Genomic DNA, 8,039 nt, shown 5'->3' with positions numbered 1-8,039 from the left:
CCCTGGCTGCGGAACTGGGTGACGGCAAGCAGTTCCGTTGTGGACGAGATTACTCAGCCTCCATAGGCCTGGTTCCCAGGCAACATACAACGGGCGGCAAACCTTGCTTGGGGCGAATCAGCAAGCGCGGGGATGGTAATCAGCGACGACTGCTGATCCAGTGCGTGAGGGTTTATTTGATGGGGCTGCAGCGCCAAACCGGCAAGCTGGCGGACTGGGTGAAAGACTTGCTGCGCGCTCATCACCCCAACCTGGTGGTTTGCGCTATCGCCAACAAGCTGGCCCGCATCGCCTGGGCCATCACCGCACACCACAGCGAATTTGATGCAGGGGCAAGCGCCATGAACGCCTGACCCTGCGGACACACGAGTTGTAACCACCTGGTTTTGCGATGCTGCACACAGATGACGTGAACGGTACACCGGCCTGGCGATCAACCTGAGCTCCCACTCGGCTTTAGAAGCCGAACAAATATCAAGGCTCGTCGGGCGCGACTTTCATCGAGGCGCGGGACTGACCTCCCACACGACGCCGTATAGATTGACGCAAACCACACTCACGCACATCTCGATACAGTATTGCAGAAAAGGGGGTAACCATAGATGTGGGAGCTGGCTTGCCAGCGATGCGCCGCGCGGGCGGCGCTCGATCTTGAGGGCGCTGAAGAGCCCTCGTCGAACACCTGTCAGCCCTGATGCAATCTCAAACCATACCCTCCCGGGCATAACGCTCCCCCAGTGCCCCCATCGCCAGCCCCCCAAAACCCTGACCTTTCACACGGACACATGCTCTGCGCGCAATTCAGGTTTATGATGCCCAACGGCAGAATAATTCCTCACACGGAGTGCGCAATGCAGACCCTCTACCCGCAGATCAAACCCTACGCCCGGCACGATCTGGCCGTGGAAGCGCCGCATGTGCTGTATGTCGATGAAAGCGGCTCGCCGGAAGGTCTGCCGGTGGTGTTCATCCACGGTGGCCCCGGCGCCGGTTGCGATGCCCAGAGCCGCTGCTACTTCGACCCCAACCTGTACCGCATCATCACCTTCGACCAGCGCGGCTGTGGCCGCTCCACGCCCCACGCGAGCCTGGAGAACAACACCACCTGGCACCTGGTCGAAGACCTGGAGCGCATCCGCGAGCACTTAGGGATAGACAAATGGGTGCTGTTCGGCGGCTCCTGGGGCTCGACCCTGGCCCTGGCCTACGCCCAGACCCACCCCGAGCGCGTGCACGGCCTGATCCTGCGGGGCATCTTCCTGTGCCGCCCGCAGGAAATCAGCTGGTTCTACCAGGAAGGCGCCAGCCGCCTGTTCCCCGACTACTGGCAGGACTATATCGCGCCGATCCCGCCGGAAGAGCGCGGCGACCTGGTCAAGGCTTTCCACAAGCGCCTCATCGGCAACGACCAGATTGCCCAGATGCACGCCGCCAAGGCCTGGTCCACCTGGGAAGGCCGCACCGCGACGCTGCGCCCGAACCCACTGGTGGTCGACCGTTTCTCCGAGCCGCAGCGTGCGCTGTCGATCGCCCGTATCGAATGTCACTATTTCACCAACAATGCCTTCCTCGAAGAAAACCAGCTGATCCGCGACATCCCGAAGATCGCCCACCTGCCGGCGGTGATCGTGCATGGCCGCTACGACGTGATCTGCCCGCTGGACAACGCCTGGGAACTGCACCAGGCCTGGCCGAACAGTGAGCTGAAGGTAATCCGCGATGCCGGTCACGCCGCCTCCGAGCCGGGTATCACCGACGCCCTGGTGCGCGCCGCCGACCAGATGGCCCGGCGCTTGCTCGACCTGCCTCTGGAAGAAGCATGAAAGGCTTGATCCAGCGCGTACGCGGTGCGCGGGTCGAAGTGGCCGGCGAGATCGTCGGCGCCATCGACCAGGGGCTGCTGGCGCTGGTCGCGGTCGAACCTGAAGATTCGCCGGAGCTGGCCGACAAACTGTTGCACAAGCTGCTCAACTACCGGGTATTCAGCGATGAGCAGGGCAAGATGAACCGCTCGCTCAAGGAGGTTGGCGGTGGCCTGCTGCTGGTGTCGCAGTTCACCCTGGCGGCCGATACCCGCAATGGCATGCGCCCGAGCTTTTCGACGGCTGCGCCGCCGGCCCTCGGTGCCGAGCTTTTCGACTATCTTTTGCAGCAGGCACAGCGCCAGCACCCTGTGGTGGCCAGCGGTCGCTTCGGTGCAGACATGCAGGTGCATCTGGTCAATGATGGCCCGGTAACATTTATGTTACAAATATGAGGTCAAAAAACCCCTTGTTTGTAGGAAAACAAGGGGTTTTGTACGATAAATAGTTGCGCAAGCCTGATGCGTTGTAACGCGACCTGCTGGATAATCGCGCGCTGCTTGAACCTGCGTTCGCGGGTTCGTTTCACTTTGACTCGAGTATTGTCTGGATCCGTTTGGGGAATCATTACGCCCTCACGGGGTCCGAACAGTGCTCGCCAACCCGGCATTGGTCGCTGGCCGTTGGTTTCATGATCTGTTTTCGGCGAGGATTGCTCGTGATTGTAAGCCCCAGTTTTGCACCAAGAATCCCCAGCACTCGGCTGCGCAAGGCGATGCTCGCCGGCGTCGCGCTGGTCGGCCTGATGAGCGCGGGCCAGTTGTGGGCATTCAATCTGGATGATGTTGCAGCCAAGGCAAAGGATCTCGCCGGCCAGAAGTACGAGGCACCGAAGAGCAACCTGCCGCCGGTGTTCCGCGACATGAAGTACGCCGACTACCAGCAGATCCGCTTCCTGCAGGAGAAGGCCGAGTGGGCCAAGGACAAGACGCCGTTCAAGCTCTCGTTCTACCACCAGGGCATGCACTTCGACACGCCGGTGACCATCAACGAGATCACCGCCAACAAGGTCGAAGAGATCAAGTACGACCCGAGCCGCTTCGAGTTCGGTGACGTGCCCCATGACGCCGAGGCCACCAAGAACCTCGGCTACGCCGGCTTCCGGGTGCTCTACCCGATCAACAAGGCCGACAAGCAGGACGAGATCATGACCCTGCTGGGTGCCAGCTATTTCCGCGTGGTCGGCAAGGGCCATCGCTACGGCCTGTCGGCCCGTGGCCTGGCCATCGACACAGCGCTGCCGTCGGGCGAAGAGTTCCCGCGCTTTCGCGAGTTCTGGATCGAGAAGCCCAAGCCCAACGACAAGCACCTGGTGATCTACGCGCTGCTCGACTCGCCGCGCTCCACCGGTGCCTACAAGCTCACCCTGCGTCCGGGCGAGGACACCCTGGTCGACGTCAAGTCGCGCGTTTACCTGCGTGACCACGTCAGCCGCCTGGGCATTGCCCCGCTGACCAGCATGTACCTGTTCGGCCCCAACCAGCCGTCGAAGATCATGAACTACCGCCCGGCCCTGCACGACTCCGAAGGCCTGGCGATCCATGCCGGCAACGGCGAATGGCTGTGGCGCCCGCTGAACAACCCGAAACACCTGGCCGTGAGCAACTTCAGCGTCGAGAACCCGCGTGGTTTCGGCCTGCTGCAGCGCCAGCGCGACTTCAGCGACTACGAAGACCTCGACGACGAATACGAAAAGCGCCCAAGCGCCTGGATCGAGCCGAAAGGCGACTGGGGCAAAGGCACCGTCGACCTGGTGGAAATCCCCACCGCCGACGAGACCAACGACAACATCGTTGCGTTCTGGAGCCCGGAAACCCTGCCTGAGCCAGGCAAGCCGTTCGAATACGACTACCGCCTGCGCTGGACCATCAAGGAAGACCAGCTGCACTCCCAGGAACTGGGCTGGGTCAAGCAGACCCTGCGCTCCGCGGGTGACGTCAAGCAGTCCAACCTGATCCGCCAGACCGACGGCAGCGTCGCCCTGCTGGTCGATTTCGTCGGCCCGAACCTGGCGGCCCTGCCGGCAGACACCGCCGTGCGCAGCCAGGTCAGCGTCGGCGACAACGCCGAAGTGGTCGAGAACAACCTGCGTTACAACCCCGAAACCAAAGGCTGGCGTCTCACCCTGCGCCTGAAGGTGCAGGACCCGAAAAAGGCCACCGAGATGCGCGCCGCACTGCTGCGTGACGTACCGGTCGAGCAACCGAAGCCCGCCAAGGAAACCAAGCAGGAAAAAGCCGCGGCCAAGCACGCCCATGCCAAGGCTGAAAAAGCCAAGGCCGAGCAGGCTGCCGAGCAACCCGCCGCCGACGCGGCATCCACCACCGGTACCCCGGCCACCACCGAAAAAGTGCTGACCGAGACCTGGAGCTATCAGTTGCCTGCCGATGAGTAACTCAAGCGCAAGGCCGGAATCGCTTGGCGAATACCTGGCCCACCTCCCCCTGAGCGACGAGCAGCGCGCGGAACTCGCCCGCTGCACCTCGTTCAGCGAGCTGCACCAACGTCTGGCGGCCAACCCGGCCGCCGGCACCGCCGAGGCCGTGCAGGCCTCGGTGGGCTCGCGCCTTACCGTAGGCAGCGCCGCCGAGCTGGAAGAGGCCGAAATGCTCGGCGTCGACGGCAGCGGGCGGCTGTGCCTGAAGATCGCCCCGCCGATCAAGCGCACCAAGGTCGTGCCCGAGCCCTGGCGCACCAACGTGCTGATCCGCATGTGGCGGCGCATGACCGGCCGCACCAACGCCCCGCAGCCGCCCAAGCGCGAGCTGCCGCCGGCGCGCTGGCGCATGGTCGGCTCGATCCGCCGCTATATCCTGCTGACCCTGATGATCGGCCAGACCATCGTCGCCGGCTGGTACATGAAGGGCATCCTGCCGTACCAGGGCTGGTCGTTCGTCGACCTCGACGAAGTCGTCCATCAGCCACTGTGGGACACCGTGGTACAGGTGTGGCCCTATGCGCTGCAGACTTCCATCCTGATTCTGTTCGGCATCCTGTTCTGCTGGGTTTCGGCGGGCTTCTGGACCGCATTGATGGGCTTCCTCGAGCTGCTCACCGGGCGTGACAAGTACCGTATTTCCGGCAGCAGTGCCGGCAACGAGCCGATCCCCGCCGAGGCGCGCACCGCGCTGGTGATGCCGATCTGCAACGAAGACGTGCCACGGGTGTTCGCCGGCCTGCGCGCCACCTTCGAGTCGGTGGCTGCCAGCGGCAACCTCGACCGCTTCGACTTCTTCGTGCTCAGCGACACCAACGACACCGACATCGCCGTGGCCGAACAGCAGGCCTGGCTGGACGTGTGCCGTGAAGCCAAGGGCTTCGGCCGCATCTTCTACCGCCGCCGCCGCCGCCGCGTGAAGCGCAAGAGCGGCAACCTCGACGACTTCTGCCGTCGCTGGGGTGGCGAGTACAAGTACATGGTCGTGCTCGACGCCGACAGCGTCATGAGTGGCGAGTGCCTGAGCAGCCTGGTGCGCCTGATGGAGGCCAACCCGGACGCCGGCATCATCCAGACCGGCCCTAAAGCCTCGGGCATGGACACCCTGTATGCGCGCATGCAGCAGTTCGCCACCCGCGTGTACGGCCCGCTGTTCACCGCCGGCCTGCACTTCTGGCAGCTGGGCGAGTCGCACTACTGGGGCCACAACGCGATCATCCGCATGAAGCCGTTCATCGAGCACTGCGCCCTGGCGCCGTTGCCGGGCAAGGGCGCGTTCGCCGGGGCCATCCTCTCCCACGACTTCGTCGAAGCCGCGCTGATGCGCCGTGCCGGCTGGGGCGTGTGGATCGCCTACGACCTGCCGGGCAGCTACGAAGAGTTGCCGCCGAACCTGCTCGACGAGCTCAAGCGTGACCGCCGCTGGTGCCACGGCAACCTGATGAACTTCCGCCTGTTCCTGGTCAAGGGCATGCACCCGGTGCACCGTGCGGTGTTCCTCACCGGGGTGATGTCGTACCTGTCGGCGCCGTTGTGGTTCCTGTTCCTGGTGCTGTCGACCGCGCTGCTGGCGACCAACACCCTGATGGAGCCGCAGTACTTCATCGAGCCGTTCCAGCTCTACCCGCTGTGGCCGCAGTGGCACCCGGAGAAAGCCATCGCGCTGTTCTCCACCACCATCGTGCTGCTGTTCCTGCCCAAGCTGCTCAGCGTCATCCTGATCTGGGCCAAGGGCGCCACCGAGTTTGGCGGGCGCATCAAGGTCACCCTGTCGATGCTGATGGAGATGCTGTTCTCCATGCTGCTGGCGCCGGTGCGGATGATCTTCCACACCCGTTTCGTGCTGGCCGCGTTCCTCGGCTGGGCCGCGACCTGGAACTCGCCGCAGCGTGACGACGACTCCACGCCGTGGAGCGAAGCGGTGCGTCGCCACGGCCCACAGACCCTGCTGGGCTTTGCCTGGGCCGCGCTGGTGGCCTGGCTGAACCCAAGCTTCCTGTGGTGGCTGGCGCCGATCGTTGGTTCGCTGCTGCTGTCGATCCCGGTGTCGGTGATCTCCAGCCGCACGCGCCTGGGCCTGGCGGCCAAGGACGAGAAGCTGTTCCTCATCCCCGAGGAGTACGCCACGCCGCAGGAACTGCTGGCCACCGACCAGTACACCCACGAGAACCGCTGGCACGCGCTGCACGACGGTTTCGTCCGCGCCGTGGTCGACCCGCGCCAGAACGCCCTGGCCTGCGCCATGGCCACCGCGCGCCATGGTCAGTCCACTGCGATCGAATCCCTGCGTGCCGAACGCGTGGCCAAGGCGCTGGAAGTGGGCCCCAAAGGCCTGGACGGCAACACCCGCCTGGCCTTGCTGAGCGACCCAGTGGCACTGTCGCGCCTGCACGGGCAGGTCTGGGCCGAGCACAACGCGGCGTGGATCGATGTGTGGCGTGCGTCGATCGACAACGACCCGCACTCGCCGCTGCTGCCGTTGCATCCGGAGAACGAGGCGCAGCCAGCCCTGGCTTGAGCCTGCTGGGGCCGCTTTGCGGCCCTTTCGCTGGCAAGCCAGCTCCCACAGAGTCAAGGCTAACGCCATACCTGTGGGAGCCGGCTTGCCGGCGAAACGAGGGCAAAGCCCTCGCCCCTCCTCGATTTTGGCCAACAAAGTCCCCCCCGGCCCTAGGTCCCAGCCCGCGCATGCGTTAGCATCCCACCCGACATAACGCATCGGCCTGTAAGGCCGTGCCTACAAAAAAATTTGCGTACTTCTTGCTAGGGGACTTGGTGATGATGAAGAAATACCTGTCGCGACTGCTGGTGGGTGCGACCGCGCTCATCGCGGTAACCGCCGCCCAGGCCGGCGCCATCGACGACGCGGTCAAGCGCGGCACCCTGCGGGTCGGCATGGACCCGACCTACATGCCGTTCGAGATGACCAACAAGCGCGGCGAGATCATCGGCTTCGAAGTCGACATCCTCAAGGCCATGGCCAAGTCCATGGGCGTGAAGCTGGAGACCGTCTCCACCGCCTATGACGGCATCATCCCGGCCCTGCTCACCGACAAGTTCGACTTCATCGGCAGCGGCATGACCCTGACCCAAGAGCGCAACCTGCGCCTGAACTTCAGCGAACCCTTCATCGTGGTCGGCCAGACCCTGCTGATCCGCAAGGAACTGGCAGGCGAGATCAAGTCGTACAAGGACCTGAACAACGAGAAGTACCGCATCACCTCCAAGCTTGGCACCACCGGCGAGATGGTTTCCAAGAAGCTGATCGGCAAAGCCAAGTACCACGGCTACGACAACGAGCAGGAAGCGGTGATGGACGTGGTCAACGGCAAGGCCGACGCCTTTGTCTACGACGCCCCTTACAACGTGGTGGCGGTGGAGAAGGCCGGTGCCGGCAAGCTGCTGTTCCTCGAAGAACCCTTCACCTACGAGCCGCTGGCCTTCGGCCTGAAGAAAGGCGACTACGACAGCATCAACTTCATCAACAACTTCCTGCACCAGATCAAGCATGACGGGACCTACGATCGAATCCACGACAAGTGGTTCAAGAACAAGGACTGGCTGAAGGAAATGGAATAAGGCCCAGGCCACAAGCCCAGGCTTTGACCCCGACGCGCAGGTGACGCCGAGGGTGGTTGGTCGAGGACAGCGGCTGTATTCGCCGGCCTCTTCGCGGGTAAACCCGCTCCCACAGGGTTTTGCGATGCCTGTGGGAGCGGGTTTACCCGCGAAGAAGTTTA

The 8,039-nt window shown here is 63.7% G+C and carries 6 protein-coding genes; all 6 read left to right on the top strand.

Annotation, left to right across the window (positions count from 1 at the left end; all coding sequences use genetic code 11):
• On the top strand, window positions 1–353 hold a 353-nt coding region (locus L6D77_RS07730), incomplete at its 5' end, for a transposase (RefSeq protein ID WP_236170032.1).
• 498 nt (window positions 354–851) lie between these two features.
• Window positions 852–1,823, top strand: a complete 972-nt coding sequence (gene pip, locus L6D77_RS07725) for a prolyl aminopeptidase (protein WP_232882618.1) — start codon at window positions 852–854, stop codon at window positions 1,821–1,823.
• A complete protein-coding gene (dtd, locus tag L6D77_RS07720) occupies window positions 1,820–2,257 on the top strand; it encodes a D-aminoacyl-tRNA deacylase (RefSeq protein ID WP_232882617.1) in 438 nt (145 codons plus the stop codon). Before pip ends, dtd begins: the two co-directional genes overlap by 4 nt.
• A gap of 320 nt (window positions 2,258–2,577) precedes the next feature.
• Entirely contained in the window at window positions 2,578–4,257 is a 1,680-nt protein-coding gene (locus L6D77_RS07715; RefSeq protein WP_232882623.1) for a glucan biosynthesis protein G, read from the top strand.
• Window positions 4,250–6,817: a glucans biosynthesis glucosyltransferase MdoH gene (mdoH, locus tag L6D77_RS07710; protein ID WP_232882616.1), complete on the top strand. Its 2,568-nt coding sequence runs from the start codon at window positions 4,250–4,252 to the stop codon at window positions 6,815–6,817. The genes L6D77_RS07715 and mdoH overlap by 8 nt, the downstream gene beginning before the upstream one ends.
• A 263-nt stretch (window positions 6,818–7,080) precedes the next feature.
• The gene (locus tag L6D77_RS07705) at window positions 7,081–7,878 is read left to right on the top strand and encodes a transporter substrate-binding domain-containing protein (protein WP_167409836.1); all 798 of its coding nucleotides are present in this window, start codon (window positions 7,081–7,083) and stop codon (window positions 7,876–7,878) included.
• Window positions 7,879–8,039: the final 161 nt, after the last annotated feature.

Source organism: Pseudomonas parasichuanensis (assembly GCF_021601385.1).
GTDB lineage: Bacteria > Pseudomonadota > Gammaproteobacteria > Pseudomonadales > Pseudomonadaceae > Aquipseudomonas > Aquipseudomonas parasichuanensis.
This window is presented reverse-complemented; position numbering and strand designations above follow the sequence as displayed.